General features: G+C 37.1%; 22 protein-coding genes. 11 read left to right on the top strand and 11 right to left on the bottom strand.

Annotated features, from left to right (window positions below; genetic code table 11):
• Positions 1-16 precede the first annotated feature (16 nt).
• The 10 genes from F0919_RS17865 to F0919_RS17820 all read left to right on the top strand — a co-directional run bounded on the left by F0919_RS17865 (position 17) and on the right by F0919_RS17820 (position 8,182).
• Positions 17-1,462: a hypothetical protein gene (locus tag F0919_RS17865; RefSeq protein ID WP_150034197.1), complete on the top strand. Its 1,446-nt coding sequence runs from the start codon at positions 17-19 to the stop codon at positions 1,460-1,462.
• Entirely contained in the window at positions 1,434-2,141 is a 708-nt protein-coding gene (locus F0919_RS17860; RefSeq protein WP_150034195.1) for a hypothetical protein, read from the top strand. Before F0919_RS17865 ends, F0919_RS17860 begins: the two co-directional genes overlap by 29 nt.
• 258 nt (positions 2,142-2,399) lie before the next feature.
• Positions 2,400-2,765: a hypothetical protein gene (locus F0919_RS17855; protein WP_150034193.1), complete on the top strand. Its 366-nt coding sequence runs from the start codon at positions 2,400-2,402 to the stop codon at positions 2,763-2,765.
• 14 nt (positions 2,766-2,779) lie between these two features.
• Positions 2,780-3,142 carry a hypothetical protein gene (locus tag F0919_RS17850; RefSeq protein ID WP_150034191.1) on the top strand — a complete coding sequence of 121 codons (363 nt, stop codon included), beginning with the start codon at positions 2,780-2,782 and terminating at the stop codon, positions 3,140-3,142.
• Between the two features lie 2 nt (positions 3,143-3,144).
• Positions 3,145-5,997, top strand: coding sequence for a glycosyl hydrolase family 28 protein (locus F0919_RS17845; protein ID WP_150034189.1), 2,853 nt, complete (start codon positions 3,145-3,147; stop codon positions 5,995-5,997).
• Positions 5,998-6,032: 35 nt separating this feature from the next.
• A complete protein-coding gene (locus F0919_RS17840) occupies positions 6,033-6,245 on the top strand; it encodes a hypothetical protein (protein WP_150034187.1) in 213 nt (70 codons plus the stop codon).
• Between the two features lie 30 nt (positions 6,246-6,275).
• Entirely contained in the window at positions 6,276-6,599 is a 324-nt protein-coding gene (locus F0919_RS17835; RefSeq protein WP_150034186.1) for a hypothetical protein, read from the top strand.
• Positions 6,596-7,084, top strand: coding sequence for a hypothetical protein (locus F0919_RS17830; protein ID WP_150034184.1), 489 nt, complete (start codon positions 6,596-6,598; stop codon positions 7,082-7,084). Before F0919_RS17835 ends, F0919_RS17830 begins: the two co-directional genes overlap by 4 nt.
• Positions 7,085-7,128: 44 nt before the next feature.
• The gene (locus tag F0919_RS17825) at positions 7,129-7,578 is read left to right on the top strand and encodes a hypothetical protein (RefSeq protein WP_150034182.1); all 450 of its coding nucleotides are present in this window, start codon (positions 7,129-7,131) and stop codon (positions 7,576-7,578) included.
• Positions 7,579-7,615: 37 nt separating this feature from the next.
• Positions 7,616-8,182, top strand: a complete 567-nt coding sequence (locus tag F0919_RS17820) for a glycoside hydrolase family 19 protein (RefSeq protein WP_216629448.1) — start codon at positions 7,616-7,618, stop codon at positions 8,180-8,182.
• 54 nt (positions 8,183-8,236) lie between these two features.
• On the opposite strand, the gene F0919_RS17815 is transcribed toward F0919_RS17820, so the two are convergent.
• The 3 genes from F0919_RS17815 to F0919_RS17805 form a co-directional block, all read right to left on the bottom strand.
• Positions 8,237-8,761: a hypothetical protein gene (locus tag F0919_RS17815; protein ID WP_150034180.1), complete on the bottom strand. Its 525-nt coding sequence runs from the start codon at positions 8,759-8,761 to the stop codon at positions 8,237-8,239.
• A 1,136-nt stretch (positions 8,762-9,897) separates the two neighbouring features.
• Positions 9,898-10,275 carry a LytTR family DNA-binding domain-containing protein gene (locus F0919_RS17810; protein WP_150034178.1) on the bottom strand — a complete coding sequence of 126 codons (378 nt, stop codon included), beginning with the start codon at positions 10,273-10,275 and terminating at the stop codon, positions 9,898-9,900.
• An 837-nt stretch (positions 10,276-11,112) separates the two neighbouring features.
• On the bottom strand, positions 11,113-11,409 hold the full coding sequence (locus tag F0919_RS17805) for a hypothetical protein (RefSeq protein ID WP_150034176.1): 297 nt from the start codon (positions 11,407-11,409) through the stop codon (positions 11,113-11,115).
• 162 nt (positions 11,410-11,571) lie between these two features.
• Here F0919_RS17805 and F0919_RS17800 point away from each other — a divergent pair, with 162 nt between their 5' ends.
• Positions 11,572-12,348: a hypothetical protein gene (locus F0919_RS17800; RefSeq protein WP_150034174.1), complete on the top strand. Its 777-nt coding sequence runs from the start codon at positions 11,572-11,574 to the stop codon at positions 12,346-12,348.
• 6 nt (positions 12,349-12,354) lie between these two features.
• On the opposite strand, the gene F0919_RS17795 is transcribed toward F0919_RS17800, so the two are convergent.
• From F0919_RS17795 to F0919_RS17760, 8 genes are all read right to left on the bottom strand, one after another.
• The gene (locus F0919_RS17795) at positions 12,355-12,588 is read right to left on the bottom strand and encodes a hypothetical protein (RefSeq protein WP_150034172.1); all 234 of its coding nucleotides are present in this window, start codon (positions 12,586-12,588) and stop codon (positions 12,355-12,357) included.
• 2 nt (positions 12,589-12,590) lie between these two features.
• Complete coding sequence (locus tag F0919_RS17790) at positions 12,591-12,809, bottom strand: hypothetical protein (protein ID WP_150034170.1); 219 nt, start codon at positions 12,807-12,809, stop codon at positions 12,591-12,593.
• Between the two features lie 61 nt (positions 12,810-12,870).
• Complete coding sequence (locus F0919_RS17785) at positions 12,871-13,314, bottom strand: protein-export chaperone SecB (protein WP_150034168.1); 444 nt, start codon at positions 13,312-13,314, stop codon at positions 12,871-12,873.
• A 9-nt stretch (positions 13,315-13,323) separates the two neighbouring features.
• Positions 13,324-13,857 carry a hypothetical protein gene (locus F0919_RS17780; protein WP_150034166.1) on the bottom strand — a complete coding sequence of 178 codons (534 nt, stop codon included), beginning with the start codon at positions 13,855-13,857 and terminating at the stop codon, positions 13,324-13,326.
• Positions 13,854-14,261 (bottom strand): hypothetical protein, encoded by a 408-nt coding sequence (locus F0919_RS17775; RefSeq protein WP_150034164.1) that lies wholly within the window; start codon positions 14,259-14,261, stop codon positions 13,854-13,856. The genes F0919_RS17780 and F0919_RS17775 overlap by 4 nt, the downstream gene beginning before the upstream one ends.
• A gap of 194 nt (positions 14,262-14,455) precedes the next feature.
• Positions 14,456-15,187, bottom strand: coding sequence for an SOS response-associated peptidase (locus F0919_RS17770; protein ID WP_150034162.1), 732 nt, complete (start codon positions 15,185-15,187; stop codon positions 14,456-14,458).
• A complete protein-coding gene (locus F0919_RS17765) occupies positions 15,187-16,446 on the bottom strand; it encodes a Y-family DNA polymerase (RefSeq protein WP_150034160.1) in 1,260 nt (419 codons plus the stop codon). The genes F0919_RS17770 and F0919_RS17765 overlap by 1 nt, the downstream gene beginning before the upstream one ends.
• On the bottom strand, positions 16,430-16,894 hold the full coding sequence (locus F0919_RS17760; protein ID WP_150034158.1) for a LexA family protein: 465 nt from the start codon (positions 16,892-16,894) through the stop codon (positions 16,430-16,432). Before F0919_RS17760 ends, F0919_RS17765 begins: the two co-directional genes overlap by 17 nt.
• Between the last annotated feature and the right edge of the window lie 5 nt (positions 16,895-16,899).

Here is a 16,899-nt window from a genome sequence, read left to right as displayed (position 1 = left end):
AATTCAATTATTGTAAATGCCACCAGGTGCCAAAAAGCGAATAGTATCCGGGAAAAAAACATCCATCCACGTTTCTAACGAGGTGGTACTGGATGCTAAGAATCCTATACCCTTTGAGTTTACTGGTGCGTCCTATAATGTTGATAGTGGCAACGCTTACATACCATTCCTTTTTCCTAACGATAATTTCTTTGGCACTCTTTTAGAGGCAAGAATTCAAAGCCCGACACAGAATGCCTGTATAACCACCAAAACAGATTATACAATAGGTGATGGCCTTTCTATTAAAGATGTAGATCCTGAAAAATGGCCTGCAGGTTTTCTGGAAATTTTCCAAAAGGCAAACAGGAAAAAGGAAACATTAAATACCGTTCTGAAAAAGGCAATTGAGAATTTTTATACAACCGGTAATGCACCAATTGAGATACTTAGAGGCACTGTAGCAGGAAAAAAGTTTGTATATGTGTATTCACACAATTTCCTTGACTGCAGGCTTGGGGTGCCTGATGCTTCCGGAGATATTGTAAACATGATATACTCCCGGCAATTCAGGAAGAAAGGAGTTGTTACAGACGCTGAAAAATTCAAATCAATTCCACTTTATGACCGGGGTTTTAATAAAAATAAAAGCTGGTCAAAAGATACAAAAACGGGTGTTGAAAGAACAGCTATCTGGCTGCAGAACGCATTTGCCGGTTATGATGATTACGGTATGCCTTCATCAGTTCCGAGCATTTTACATCAATGTTTGGAATACCAGGGTGCAAGATACAATCTTGATAACCTGGAAAACAATATGGTAGTAGGCGGTGCAATTGTACTTGCCGGCAATGTATCACAGGCAGAAGCTGATAAGCTTGGAAGAAAGATTTTAAATCAACATACCGGCAGCGGCAAAAGGGGTAGGGTAGCAGTGTTTGCTTCAGAAGCAGGTATTGAACAAAGCAAGTTCATGCCTTTTGATACTCGTAAAGAAGGAAGTTTCAAAGAACAGAATGCTGAAGCAAGAGATGTGATTATCCTTTCAAATCAATGGGATGCGGTCCTTGCGGGTTTACAAAGTGAAAGTGCATTGGGAAAAGGTGCCGGTTATCTGCAGGAAATCTATGAACAGAAGCTGAATACGGTTATCAATCCTATTGTAAACTTCTTTATTGAAAATTTAATCAAGCCAATAGCAGAGATAGCTCAGGACTGGTTGGGGGAAAAGTGGTCTGACCCTGTATTTACGATAACGCCTAAAGCACTTAAAAGTAAGGGTAATCGTGATTTGATGAATTCTGCCGATGGCATCCGGATAACACTGGAAATTATTAAAGCAATAGCCGAAGGCTGGTATTCAGTAGAGGCTGCAGTTGAACTATTAATCAACCGCCTTGGGTGCACCAGAGAACAAGCAATTGCAGAAATAGGAACCGTTTCAAAAATACCGTATGTACCAAAGAAATCTAATAAGCCGTAAAGTTCTGATAACCCCACAGGAAGTTATCAGCAAAACTTCTTCATCCAATACAATCGATGCAGGAAAATACTTATCGGCTATTGAAATTGCTGAAGAAAGATTTATCAGATGGGCAATAGGTTCTGACTATTATGACCACCTGATTGATTCCAAAAATGTGCTAGTTGACAGCATCAATAAGGCAGATCTACAGGCTAAGATTAATGTTTCATATCGTCTAGCTGCAGACAGTACAAATCCTGATTCGCAAATTAATATCGGTGATGTAATTAATGCTTCTGAGAACCTTTCAGCAACTGATAAAAAGTTATGGGACACATATCTCTGGAAGCTGACAGCTGAGTGTGTTCGGTTTGTAGCATTACCCGAAAACTATGCCCAGTTTGCTTCTCAGGGCATTATGAAGAACAATCCCGAAACAGCGCTGATTGGCGATAAGGCAAGTATGTCAGTAGGCATTGATTTGAAGGATGCAAAATGGCTGATGGATAAATGGCTGGAAGACAGGATAAACCCATTGATTGCTTCAATGCATATATGGCTTTGTAAAAATAAGGCAGATTATCCTAAATATACTAAGAAATGCGAATGTGAGGAAGATGGTATTGCTACAGAAGGAAAGACAAGCTGGGTAACCAGTATTTATGATGATGACAATTATGGAGGTTGCGGATGTTAAAAAAAATGGTTCAAATAATTATTGGCTGGAGTAAAAAATATAAAATAATTGATACTACAGCCGCAGAACAAAAGCTTAGTGAATTGAGGATGCAACAATGCAAAACCTGTAATGAAGCTAAGGTCTCGAAAATGTTGGTTATTCTCAACGGAGACGGAAGGCATGAAGAAGTGTTGAAATGCGGTATTTGTAAATGCCCATGTGTCCAGGTCACACTAGTAGTTGATAAGCAATGCCCACTCTGTAAATGGTAAGAATATGTATTCAAAGAAATATTCTCAATGTGGATTTCCTTTAAGTGGCTGGGGGCTGAACTTATCAAAAGGCTCAAACCCATACACCAGGCTGCCTAAGAATAATATTTACTTGGTGAGCATTACACTCGGAGAAACAACATTTGAAGTTAATGATGGCTTTGAAACTATTGGTGAATTGTTTCAATATATGGAAGAAACATTTGTACCGGCTAACGATTTACAAGGTTACTTTTTTACAAGTCAATATCAGGAATTTATTTATTCTAACATAGAAGGTTTCTCTTCAGGCTCATTTGTTTTAAGCTCTTTTGAAGATGCAGATTCTGAATATGATTTAGATGAATACTATGCCGGTGGCTATGATTAATAAAATGCTATACCATGATTACAAGAGACGATTTAAATCAATCTAATAACACGAAGATTCTTGGGGCCGGAAAGGTTACTAAAGTCCGCCATAGTAGCCACAATAATAAAATGGCTGATTATATAGACCAGGAGGTTTTGGCAGTTAAGAACCTGATTCAAGGCAAGCATTTCTTTGCAACCTCAACCGATACTAATCCATCAAAATTCGTTTTTGATAATCTGAATGGTCAGATAGTAGCAAAAATAGAAGGCCCTGGCGAACCGCTTATCAGGACTCTCGGCTTTACTCAAAGTGATGTTGACGGTATTACGACAATCACTCCAAATTTAAATTCGATAATCCCAAACACAGAATATCTAATTACACTGTTATAATTATGAAAAAGCTAATCTACTTTTTTCTTCTATTAATTTCAGCAACCTCCTTTGCACAGCCTTACGCATCACGACCAGGCAATGCTCAACAATTAATAATCCGGGATGATGGGTGGCAGTTCCCAAATTATTTTGGCCTGCCTGTAAGGGATTCCGCCAACTGGTATCCGGGATACTCCAACACTTTATGGATTAAAAAAGGAGATACAACCTTAAAATTTACTGACCCTAAAACCGGGTTGACATCTACCTTACCAGATTCTGCTAAAGTCGCTCAAACCAGAGACAGCGCAAAGCGATATACTGACTTTGTAACTGTAGGAATAGCATCCGGATTCAAAGGTTCTGTTACTCCTGTAGATTCTCCAACATTAAACGGTATTTATACACCATCTGTTAATGGTACTTATACAAAGATGGGTGGATATGTCATAACATTGGATAGTGGTTATGTTTACATTACAAAGAATGGAAGCATTTATACTAAGACGGTTATTCCTATTAACCTTTCCGGTTACGCGCTTAATGGTGGTTCTACAAAAACACTTAAGCAGGTTGATGATAGCTTAAAAGCCGTGTATGGATATAAATCTTCAATCCGGCAGCTGAATATTTTTGATAAATCAATTGCAGTTGATGGAAGAGTGCTTCAGGCAGGTACAGGGGCCAACGTTCCTAATACTGGTGGTCAATGGAGCTCTTTCCAGACATTGGATGCAACGAAAACCTATATTGCAAACTTAAGTTATACAGGCACGGCCACACCGAGGATATGGTATTATGATGCAAGGAAAACTGCAATATCATTTCAGGACTTTACATCGTCAGGAAGTAAGGTATTAGTTATTCCTGATCAGGCAATGTTCTGGGCCATAACAACCAAGGCAAGCAGCGTTGTTTGGCAGAATAAGGATTCTTTATTAATCGAAGAATATGGTAGTCCAACCGGAACATATCCATCTTCGTATTCTGCCTTTAATACAACTGGTACAGGTAAAGTGTTGTATGCCGGTGATGAAGTGCTGAAAAAGGACCAAACACCGCCAGTTCAATATGTTGCATCTAAAGACGTGGGAGGGGTTGCTTATGTTTATGATACTACAGCTCCTGTTTTTACGACACGCCAGCTCAATATTTTTGACAAAAGTAAGGAGGTGACCGGTTTTTATATTGATGCCGTAACAGGTGGCGCGATTGCAAACGCGACAGGTTCATGGTCAGGATTTCAGTTAATTCCAGATACTACAGTTCCATATTATTTTTCCGGACTTTCATTCTCTGTTGTAAACAATATCAAGATTTGGTATTACAACTATAAAAAAGTACCGATAGGTTCGCAGACTTTCATTTCAGGCGATGTGCCGAAAATGATAATTCCGTCCAAAGCGGCATACTTTGCATTTACGTTGAGCCGTGACGCTGCCACATGGCAGGATAAGAATGTTTTAATGATTGAGCAATGGGGAACGACAGACGGACATTACCCGACATCGTCTTATTCTTCATTCGGCACAATTGGAAATGGAAAAAGAGATAAACGATTAAGTAATTATTTTGATTACAGATATGATAATTTGGCTGATCGTTTACCACCAATACCGCCAAATCCATCAGGTACCGTTTCCATTGACATCAGTCCGAACCAGTTCTCAGGTACCGACATCCAAAAAATAAGACAGGCTGTTGCCCTTGCTTCCATTTCATCAAACTCACAGAGAAGGGTTGTAATAGGGTATAATGATTCCTTAAATCGTCCCTTGTGGTTAATTGATTCAGCAATTTTAGTACCTGCAAATGTTACCATCATTGTAAGAGATACAAAAATTAAGAATTCTGACATAAGCCGGGATAATTGGTTTAGAAGCGCTAACGTAGGATTGGGAAAATTTAATCCGGTTACACCACAGGCGAATGTAAAGATACTTGGTGAGGGTATGGCCGTTTTGGAAGGCGCAGATAATCCGAGGTCAACAGGCGACTACGCTAAAACCATATCGTTAAGTCCTACAGGAAACCAAACTTACGGAAGTGATGCTGGCGTATCAGGCCAGACACAAACCGGAGACTGGCGGAATATTGGCATTTTGATGGGGAATGTCAATAATGTAGAAATCGCAGGCTTAACTATAGTTGAGCCGCATTGTTGGGGCATGTCATTTGAATACTGTACAGGTATAAAAGTACATGATATTACTATTAAAACTTCTGGTACGATATCTGTTGGCGGTGTTTCAAAAAGAACAAGAAACAAAGATGGAATTGATTTAAGGGCTGGGTGCCAAAACTACGAAGTGTATAACATCAATGCTACCACAGATGATGATATAGTGGCACAAACTGGTATAATTGACGGTGCTTTTACTGGTGGAGCCTATGGCTATACTTTGGTTATGGGCGGCGTGGCAAGAGGTTCCGGATTGGATGACATAGCCTATGGAAATGTTCATGACATAAAAGGAACATCCGCAGAAAACATGGTACGTTTTCTTAACGGAACCGGCGTAAACTCACATGATCATCAGGTGAGAAATATACTCGACAATAGCCCGAAAGGTGCAGCAAAAAGAGCTGCTGCCGCAGTTGTTGTTGGTAGTACATCAGTATCAAATACACTTGGGAGCACATACAATTTCATAATTGATAATGTGATTTCTCGGGCTGGAGATACAACAACTACCGGAGGAACTATAGACATTATAGGTACGCTCTCTGAAGCTATTATAAATAACGTAATAAGGACAGATAATCCAGGATGTACAGGTTGCCCCAATGGTGGTGTTATCTCATACCCAACAAATCCGGCACTGTATCGAAATATCAACACAACAAATATTTACAATTATACAGCTCCATAGTCCACATTAATCAAAAACAATATAAATATAAATCAATGAAAAAGTGGTTTCAATCAAAAACAATCTGGGCAAACCTGCTCGCAGCGGTATTGGCAATGCTTGCCTTAGTTGACAGTAATCTTTTGACTGCAATAGGTATCGAGGATAAAACAAAATACCTGGCAATTGTTGGAACTGTAACGACAGCAGTAAACATTCTGTTACGTGTTGTAACGAATAAAGCAATTGACACGACTGCATCCAAGTAAGTGACCAAATTAAATCTAAAATGAAATCCAATGAACTTGAAAATGTGGCAATGGTGGCTAAAGCAAAGTCGGACCAATCAATTAATAATAGTCATTGCTTTTGTCGCATTTTCTTCATCGGCTTTTTTGGTACGGGAAGGGAAAAGAAAAGATGGTAAGATATCAGAACAGGATATTACCATTGGAAATCTTACAAAAGCAAATATTGAGTGCGAACAGAGAAACGGTCAGCAAGCAAAGGAAATATTGGAAAGCCAGCTGAAAGATGAGAAAGAACGGAGCAGGAAATCAGATTCTATGTATTACGCAATAACGGCAGCTAAAGTTGCCGTAAAAAAAGCAAGTAAAAAATGAAAAACACAAACTCCCCCGATATAAAAGGTAAGCCGATGTTTGGCATTGTAGGCTTAATTGTAGGGTTCTTTATTCTATGGCCTCAGCCCCGTTCATCTTCTCAAACTGATATGAAGACAATTGCGCCAGCGCAAAGCACAATAGATTCGTTGGAGTATTTACGTCAACTTAACGACCGCAAAGAGGATAGAAATTTAACCGAAGCACATGAGCTCATAATTATGACTAAACAGCTCAGTAATAAAGCGCCTCGGATAGTGAGCAATTCAATCAAAGTGCTAAAGCCAACCGTAGCCATCCGATACAATGGTGAAATATTTGAACCGCCTGCTGAATATTACAAAGGGTATGTGATTGTGGATATTGATAATTTCCTTGAAGACATGAACACATCTGTAGAAACACCTGTCCCGAATGAGTTTATTGATACTGCTTTCTATGTTCCTAAACCTAAAAGGCATTGGTGGAAATTTTGGAAGCGGTAACTGTCAAAAATTACTTTATAACAATTAATATAAAAATAAATATCATGAGTTTAGGAACATTTTTAAAAAAGATTTGGGAAGGCATCAAGGATTTATTCGATGGCCTTTTGCCGGAATTGAAGCAAGCAATACATATTGGCGTTACAGTTGTAGAAAACATAAAAAACGTTATTGACAACCCTGTCGTCGATATATTAACTGCTATCATTCCAACTGATATTGATGATAAAGTTAAAGAATGGCTTCGTGCTGAGCTGCCAAATATCCTTAAAAAGTTAAAGCTTGTTGAAGCGTGTAGTGATGAAACCGATCCGAATAGGATTTTGCAATGTGCTTTGAAAACTTTAGAGGAATTGGATGGGGACTTTAAGTCTGCATTTCTGCATGATTTGTCAATTCTAATAGCTCAGGTTGCGGCTGATGGTAAACTCGACTGGAAGGACGCAACGTATCTGCTACAGTGGTATTACGACCATAAGGCTACAATCAAATAATCTCATGGCGTAAAATACCGCCGTCAAAATAAGTATTATGGAAAACATTAAAGGCGAGTTGGCTTTAGGGCTAATTCAAATTACATTAGACCAGCTAAAAAAGATTTGCCCTTTCGCTCCGAGAGGTTTTGATGCATACGTTCCTTATTTAAACAAGTTCATGCCAATGTATGGCATTGATACTATTGACAAGGTTAGAGCCTTTATAGCACAAGTAGCACACGAATCAGGGTCTTTTCGATACACATCAGAGCTGGCATCAGGGAAGGATTATGAAGGCAGGAAAGATTTAGGGAATATTCACCCTGGCGATGGCGTAAAATTCAAAGGACATGGTTTGATACAAATAACTGGCAGATCAAACCACCTTGAATGTGGAAAGGCTTTAGGTATTGATCTAATCAATACTCCATTATTATTGACGACACCTAAATATGCCGTTCAATCAGCATGTTGGTTCTGGCAAAAAAGAAAGCTTAATGAAATAGCCGAAAGAAATAAAGATGGATGGTTTATTGATATCACCAAGAAAATCAATGGTGGTCTAAATGGGTTGAGGGACCGCCAGGAGTTCTGGGAAAGGGCGATGAAGGCGATTGTTTAACCAGAACTGTATGGTTATATCAAATCAAATGAATTAAAGTAATATTTTGTGGAATTACTTATTCCCTATCGTTACAAATGGGATAGGGGAATAAGTTGAGTCTTTAATTGTTAGCAAAAGATTTGTCCTCTCCATTATTTCATTATCAGAAGATACCCCATCAATCCATTCGTCTACAGCTGCACATATTTCAAGGCAAAAATTTGACACATTGAGATTAAGGATCTCATCAGTTTTAATCCTATGAATGCCTAGCGTTGTAAACTGAAACCTTTTCAAAGTATCACTTGCTCTTTGGTGTTCAATGTCATCTTTGGCTTCATGTAAGAAGCTGCACCGCAAAGCATAGCAATCACCAGCTGTCATAAACACCACATGTTTTTCCATTATTTCACATTCATAATTTTTGCGCATGTATTTGTCAAACCAATTTTTTGATCTTGCTTCGCTTCCTAATTTTGGAAACTCCATCTTACCGCAAATGTCGGGCATGGTTAGAGCGAGTGCCAAAGCGCTATAGTAGTTTTCTTGTTGTAACGAAAGCCTAATAGCTTCATTGAGTTTTGCTATTGTCATCATTAAATACATTTACTTTTAAAATCATAAAACACTTCAGTCAAATGTAAAACTGAATATTACTATTCAAACTGTTCAATTTCATTACCAATATAGTTAATTAATTCATTGAGAGGTAACAAAGGTCCGAAATAAGCTGCGGCATATAAGTATAAAATGGAAGAGAGAGCCCTATGACATAAGTTTAAGGAAAGCTTATGAAAAGTATTCAATTGCTTAGTCTACTTTTGTTTTTCGATTAACCAATCTAATGAAAAAGAAAGCACACTCTCCATCCGGGTGTGTTTTCTCATTTAATGAACTAAATATGACCACATTGCAACAATCTCTTTAACTGTCTATTGTTTGTAATCAATAAATCTCTTTTTGAAATGACATCTGAAAGGTATGATATTTCATCGTTGGTTAGGATTGTAAAGGAATTGCCATTTAGCAAATTGTAGCTTAATAGCTGATTACCTTTAAGGAATAAGACATAAGATTCTAGCATATACCGAAATTTATTTGTAGGAATACAGGTTTAAATATAAAAAAGGTAGCGACATGCAATCGCTACCTTTCTGAACAATAACACAAATCAAATGAATTAGGAGAAACATTTAATTATCTAACACAACATGGAAAGGCAGTAATAGTTCAGTAGCAAGTTTAATAAACTGTTGTGATAAACAGTTATAGAATTAGAATACTTTTGTGTTACTCTGGTTAAGTCGATTCTACCCAGATTAAAAGCACACTTTACTCCCATTCGGTGTGCTTTTGTTATTCTCTCTTCCCATTGGCATGTTAATAACAGTTAAATAATAGTAGTTATGTTTTAATTATAACTACCTTGTCTTACATTGTAAAATACATTAAAATGGAAGATAATAATTTACCTGGTATGATTCCCGAAAGTTCAATCAATGCGTTTAGTGTAAAAAGGATGCCAGGAGATGATAGTATTTACAAAAACTACTCAGTTAATATTGGGGAAAACACGTTCTCGGTTCGAAAGAATGGCAATCACATGTGGGTATCCGGAGATAGTGTCACAAAGCATGGAGATGATATGTTGAATTGCATAGGATGTTACATTGATGATAATTCAATTTAGAATATTAGATAAGACTCAGAATCACATTTGATAATATACACCTTTACTTTTTGTCGTTATCCTTTCCAATCAGATATTTTTGCCAAAACTCTTTATACTGTCTGCCTATAGGTATTTTATAATCCAATATCATTACTTCTTTTGTTGCATGTGAGGTTATAAATTCGGTATTTATTGCGAAACATTTATGGACTCTTACCAAATTAATTTGAATAGTTTCTTTTAGGAAATTAACCAATGAAATCCTGAGTAATCGTTTCCCGTCCTTAAAAATGAGACCAATGTATTTCCCCTCTGTCTTAACAAACATTAAGTCTGCGATATTCAATTTTTCATATCGAATTCCAGTTTTTATAAATAGATAGGAATTGTTTGTTTCTTCCGAAATAGGTTCTCCGGTGATTTTGCTTTTACTATTCATTTTCTTTGATGGATTAGGTAATCCGCTAGAAGATTCAAAGCATTAGCTCAACCCTGAATAAATAACAGAAGATGAAGATAAGGTTAAGTTTGGAATAATTATTTTTTATAAATTATTACTTTCCACAAAGTAATTAGTGATTCGGTAAATTGAGATGAACAAAACGCAGTTCGTAATGTAGTATGTCAGTCATAATTATTATGACGCGGTTAATGCCGCCACATTCTTGGGCCGGCTTAAGCTCTTGTAGCTTATAATTAACTGAAAAAAATGCACAAGAAAATGGCATTTAAATTAATCTAAAAAATTCCTGTCCTGCACTTTGCTTTTCAACTCAATCGTTAATTAAATGTATTTATAATGATTAAGCACGGCTAAAAAAGAAAAGCATACCGGGAGGCATACTTTTCAATTTCACTAAACAATTATATAGGATAATCGTTAACCGCATTGATAACGAAATATCGGTTTAATAGTTCAAAAAAAGCATGCAGCTTTAAAACTGCATGCTTAAACAAATGTATTTCTAGCCATAGAAAATACCGTTGCAAAAGTAAAAAATAAAACAAAAAAAAGAATTTGTAAGACAACAGAATTTACACGATTAGATTATGGATACATATTTTCAACCACTGTAATTTTACATCAGTTTCAAGATTAATAAGACTGTGATAGCTCCAATACACAATGTTATGATAACTCTTTTTTTCATTGATTCTATATTAGAATCCAACAACAGAAACGCGGAGGTAAAGTTGCGATAGTATCATTAATAATTGAATATTGTGATAGAATTACAATAAGCTGCTCGGAATATTATTCTGGCCTGTTTGATGTTTAATTATATTTCCGTCTAGTATAGCCATTAATTATCCGAAAGTCAATCCTCGCATCACTCAATAGAATGGCCAGCTGCTGCCGTCCATTTTCGGTTTTCGGATATCTCTCAATAAAAGCCTCAAATTTTACATAGGATTCAGGCTCTTTAAAGCTTTCTTTCAAAACAGCCAGTAACCTTTTGCGGAATAGCCATTCCTGAAATAAGGTGAAAATGGGAGCGCCAATAATGATACGTTCGATAGACGAAAGGTCTTGTATACCTTTGCCTTGACTACATAAATCCTGATACTTCATTTATACCTGAAAGGATGTTGGAATTTTTTGCATAATAATAAAATTTTATAATGCAAAGTAACTGACGACATGAGGGCATTCCTATACCTAATGGTAGGTAATTATAGATACTTAAAATTCAAAAATATATTTAATTTCGTTTATTAAACTCAAATTACCCATATGGAATACCTCGGACTTATTATCACATTATTACTTTTGACAATTGGCATTTTACTGTTCGTCAGTATAAGGGATGACAGAAAAAGGGCAAAACAGACCCATGCAAATGCAAGAATTGATGAAGCTAAATATTATGAAGTAAAGTACAGGATGCAATACATAACAGCAGTTTTTCCCCTCATAATTGCTGTCGTTGCTTTAATTGGTAGGAAGGAATTGTCTTCAATATCTGATTCGATTTCCTCTACTATTCATGGTAAACTGGATCCCGAATTAAAGAATGCTCAGGATTCTATAAATGTATTAAGGGATAGTCAAGATTTAATGGCTACAAGATTTATTGATATACAAACGAAATATCAACAGTTAGACGGGAAATACAATGATTTAATTAATAAAGATAAAAACACTTCTACTATAGTTGAAAATACTGGAAGCTCAGCAGATAACCTTTCAAGAAAAGTTAATCAACTGGCGGAAGTGATTAATAGCATTAGTGACAAGGATATTGTCAAAAGTGGAGTGTATGTAATTAGAAATGTACCTTTTAATAAAAAACAAGGCGGTGATATGGTCAAATATTATTTTAAGGACATTAAAAGAAGTAATGGGGAAGGGTTACCAACATTTCCAAATCCGCCGATTGTATACATAGAAACTGTGAATTACGATGAGTATAAGCTTATGGAGGTAACAAATGAATATTTCACAGTATGGATGTTTCAATCTGGAGAATCTGGAATGGGGACAACTTTTAATATGGTTATAATAGAGTGATCAAATTTATATTTCAAATTGTTCAATTTCAGCACCAATATAATCAATTAATTCTTGCGAAAATGCCAGGCCGAAGCCTTTTGCCGTCCATGCATGAATGCCTGTATTTTCAAAAGTAGTTTTAAGCCCGTCAACAGTTACTGGATACACCATTCTATTGTTTTGCTCGAAAGGAGCAAATATTTCAATCATTTTTACATCAGGCAGCTGATTGATAAGTGTGAGGCGAGGATATTCCATGATTATAATTCGTGAAATTCGACAAGCTCACCTATGTAAACACTCATTTCTTCAGATAGCCCTTCAACCCTCCAGAATCCCTCAGCGTTCATTCTTAGAGTGTAATCCTTTTGATTAACCTTAATAGGATAAAGGGAATTATCATCTTCGATCACAGCTTCATATATTTCTATTGATTTGATACCGGGCAACGAGTTCTCTTCTTTGTAAATTGGTTCCATAGGAGACATGTAAAATAAAATTGCAGCAATTTATTTGCTGCAATTTTATTTCGTTTTTAAATTAATCTTGAAGACCTTCACTCTCACCGCTCTCGTCATCATCTTGTTTAGTGAAATTTATTGGTGGAAGCAATATTTTTTTCATTCCAGCCTTGACACAATTTGTTGCAATGTGCTCTCGTAAAAAAGGGAATAGCATAGCGGGCCCATTTATTCTTTTAAATGTTTCCATTTCCAATTCACCTTCACCTATCTTTTCGAAAATGCCAACAATAACAACTTTAGCAGAAAATACTGACTTCTCTCCTTGTTTACCCTCAATGTTTGCTTCTGTTATTATCCAGAAATTATTATTGTCTGGATCTTTTTCTGAAGAGTTTTTTAGGCTTATGTGATTTTTTATTGATCCATCGTCATCGTTAATGGATAAATCTCTTTTAAAGTTGCTCTCAATGATAATTACATCTTCAATTCTATAAGATGCGGTATGGATTTTTGTGGTCATGGTGTAATTTTAAGCCGCCATTGCATATTGAGTACTGCCAATAAGTTTATTATTCACTCCACTCTCACTCTTATTTTTCATTCCTGTGAGTAACTTTATTCCTGGCAAATAGTTGGTCTCTTTTTGAATTGAACTATTGATTGTCTCGTAAACTATTTGAGTTGATTCTATGGTATCAGAAATAATGTCATAGGAGCTTTCAATCATCGGAGAGAAGTTATCAAATATTAAGTCAAATGAGGCTGAGTCAAAAATCATGCTATACTCAGGCTGTAAAACAAATTCAGGTGATTTAATTTTTAAAATAGAATCGTCTGTTATAAAAGAAATTTCTTCATTAGGGAAACGCTTCATAAAATCCATAGCAATATTTAACCAAGATTCATCAAGTCGATCATTTGAATGATATTCCGTATCTGGAGTTATTTCAACAATATGGACTTCAATAGCTATATTAAAGGCATACTTTATTTTAATGTTACAAAATTGCTTTTGTAATTTTGTCAATTCTTCTAGGAGGAAAGATTTTATTTGGCTTTTCATAGCTTCAATGTTTTAATTAATATATTTCTAAGAGAATCTGAAATAGATAGGGCATCATTTGATTCATCTTTAGATATTGGCAAATTTTTATAATCTGATTTTTCTCTTAAGGCTTTTAAAACCTGTATTTTATCCTGAAAATACTTATAATCACCACGATCGCATTTCGTAATTAAATCTAAACCAGTTAAATAAATTGCATGTGCGTGAGAGCCGTGTCGAGAGGTAGTTCGTGATTCATAAAATGTTTTATCATTGAATCCCTTTTTATCATATAAATAGTGTAGCATTATTTGTACACATCTGTAGTAGCTACATTTAATACTTGGCGCAAAAAGATTTTCATTGATAAGGTTTTTGGCAGCCAAATAGTTATATTCTGCTTTTTGAATGAATTCACTCATTAACTTAATTCATATGGTGGTCAGGGCAAAATAAATTTTAAAAAATATTTTAAAATTTATTTTCTGATACAAATATATCCAGTTTGAGCAATAATCCAAATTATTTAGGAATAATTTGCCTTTCAAAATTACAAATAACTAAATCAATAACGACGTATTCACAATTTTGTTGTGTGGCAATTCTTTAAATGTCGTTAAAACAATAATCCTCTATCCTTGTTTTCTTCAGGCGCTTTTTCTTGTACTTCAGGTATATTAAAATCTTGCTTGCCGCTCGTTACACGGGCGGTAATTTTATGGCCTAACAGGTAATCATTTCCTGCAGGCTGCATGAAGGATTCAATCTCAGGCCTTGTTTTAGCGTGCAACCATCCCTCCCTATCCGATTCTGATATAACGAGAGGCATGCGTTTCTTTTCATTGTGTATCTCGGCCAGCAATTCGTTTGCGTGTGTGGTGATTACAGCAATGGTATGTGTCAATTCTCCGGTGTCTTTATTTATCCAGGGAGAATACACAATTCCTAATGTGAATATTTCATTGTTGGGCCGGTATAGGTAGTAATTCTCAGTTTCCTTTTTGCCTTCAACTTTATGCGGTTCGTAAAAACCGTCAATCCATAAAAGACCACGGAACTTTTGAATATAAGGCTTGTATGAAGCTTTATCAAAAATGCCGGTAGATTCAGCATTAAGCGTATTGGAGTATTTCTTTGCCCCTTCTTCATTGGCCACCCAATGCGGTATAAGTTTCCATTGGGCAGGTTGAATTACAGTAGGTTCAGTATTGATAGTCACCGGTAAGTATGGGCGGGCGAATCCGGAAACATGGTAGTATTGTTCAAACTCACCTTGGATAACCAGGTTCTCTTCTCTTGCTTTGGCTTCAAGTTTAGCTTTCTTTGGTGTTGATACGTGGTAACACATTATATTTTAACCTTTAGGATTTCATTTAAGTTGGTAGTGTACCTTGGGCTTATCATGTCTGCTCTTAACCTCCATTTCTTTGAATAGCCGGCAGCGCCATACCTGATAGTATCTTTTCCCATCCGCCCATTTATGCCGTCCAATGCTTTCATGATGGCTGCACCTTTTTCCCGGTTGGGGTTATTGCTAAACAGGGATTGCTGGATTTGGTTCGCGGGAACAATATCCTGGACAATAGCCCCGGACTTTTTATAGCTGTAGCCTTCTTTATATGCCCGTTCAAAAGCAATCATACCATAATGCAGGAGCTCGTCAGTCAGGTTTGTTGCTGTAAGCAACGGTATTGTAAGGGCACCGTAATACTGCGGCAAATCCCTGAACCGGTTTGTGTGTAGGAAAACATGGATTGCGCCGGCAGCTGTTCCCTGCTTCCGGAGTTTTTCGGCGCATCTGGTTATATGTGTGGCCACTGATTGGCGGATTTCATCCTTATCTGTCAGGTTATGGCTAAACGAACGGGAAGTACAGATTTCCTTTTTAGACGGTGGTACCTCTTCAATAGGTATGCAGGAAATGCCGTTAAGTTCATTTACAAGTCTTACACCAACCACACCCATTTTCTGCCTAATCCATTCTTTGTTGGCATTGGCCAATTCCCAGGCTGTATTGACATTGTTTGCCATAAGCCAAATTGCGTATTGCCTGCCTATGCCCCATACATCATCGACCGGCTGCCAGCGCAAAACCATTTCCCGCTTTTCTTCTGAGTCGATACAGAAAGAACCGTTCGCTGTCATTTTCTTGGCAAAGTGGTTTGCCGACTTGGAAAGGGTTTTGGATGGCGCCGCACCAACGCAGGTAGGGATACCGATATTATGAAGTACTGTATCCTTTATTTCCTGAGTATATAAATTCAGGTCAACGCCTGCCATGTTTGATAAGTCAAGGAAAGCTTCATCAATAGAATAAACTTCCATCGAAGGTGTGAACTCATTTAATGTTGCCATTACCCGCGAAGAAATATCGCCGTATAGTGTATAGTTGGAACTGAAAACCCTTACACCATTTTCTTTAAAGAGCACTTCGTTTTCGTAAGCCAATGCCCCCATCTTTATGCCCAAGGCCTTGCTTTCATTGCTGCGGGCTATAACACAGCCATCGTTATTGGATAACACAACAATAGGCACCTTTCGCAGTTTAGGCTGGAAAAGGCGCTCACATGAGGCATAGAAGTTATTGCAATCAACGAGGGCGAACATTTACTTTACGGGGGTTTATTAAAATCCAATCAACTACACCAAATACCTGAAATTCCATTCCGTCTAGAATTTCAACGGTTTTATATGCCTGGTTTGCCGGCACAAGCTTTACTTTATCACCTCGGCGGGTGTAATACTTTACGTTAAACTCACCGTTCAAATCTGCCAGAACAATATCATTGTTTCTCACCTGCAGGGACCTGTCAATTATCAGGTAAGCTGAACAAGGTATGACCGGCTCCATGCTGTCACCTTCACATTCGATTAAAAATGTACTGGAAGGATGTTGAATGAGCAGTTCCGTTATTTCAAACGGCTTTACAACATAGTCCTGGGCGGGCGAAGCAAAGCCCGCTTTTGCCCGGAACAAACCTATTTTCATTATCTCAGCCTTCTGCTCTACAGATATTGGATAGACCTTTATCTTGTCCTTTGGTGTAAACTCCATGGGCC

Source organism: Taibaiella lutea, from assembly GCF_008629695.1.
GTDB classification, from domain to species: domain Bacteria; phylum Bacteroidota; class Bacteroidia; order Chitinophagales; family Chitinophagaceae; genus Taibaiella; species Taibaiella lutea.
Note: the sequence above shows the minus strand (reverse complement) of the source record. Positions and strands in the feature narration are given on the sequence as shown.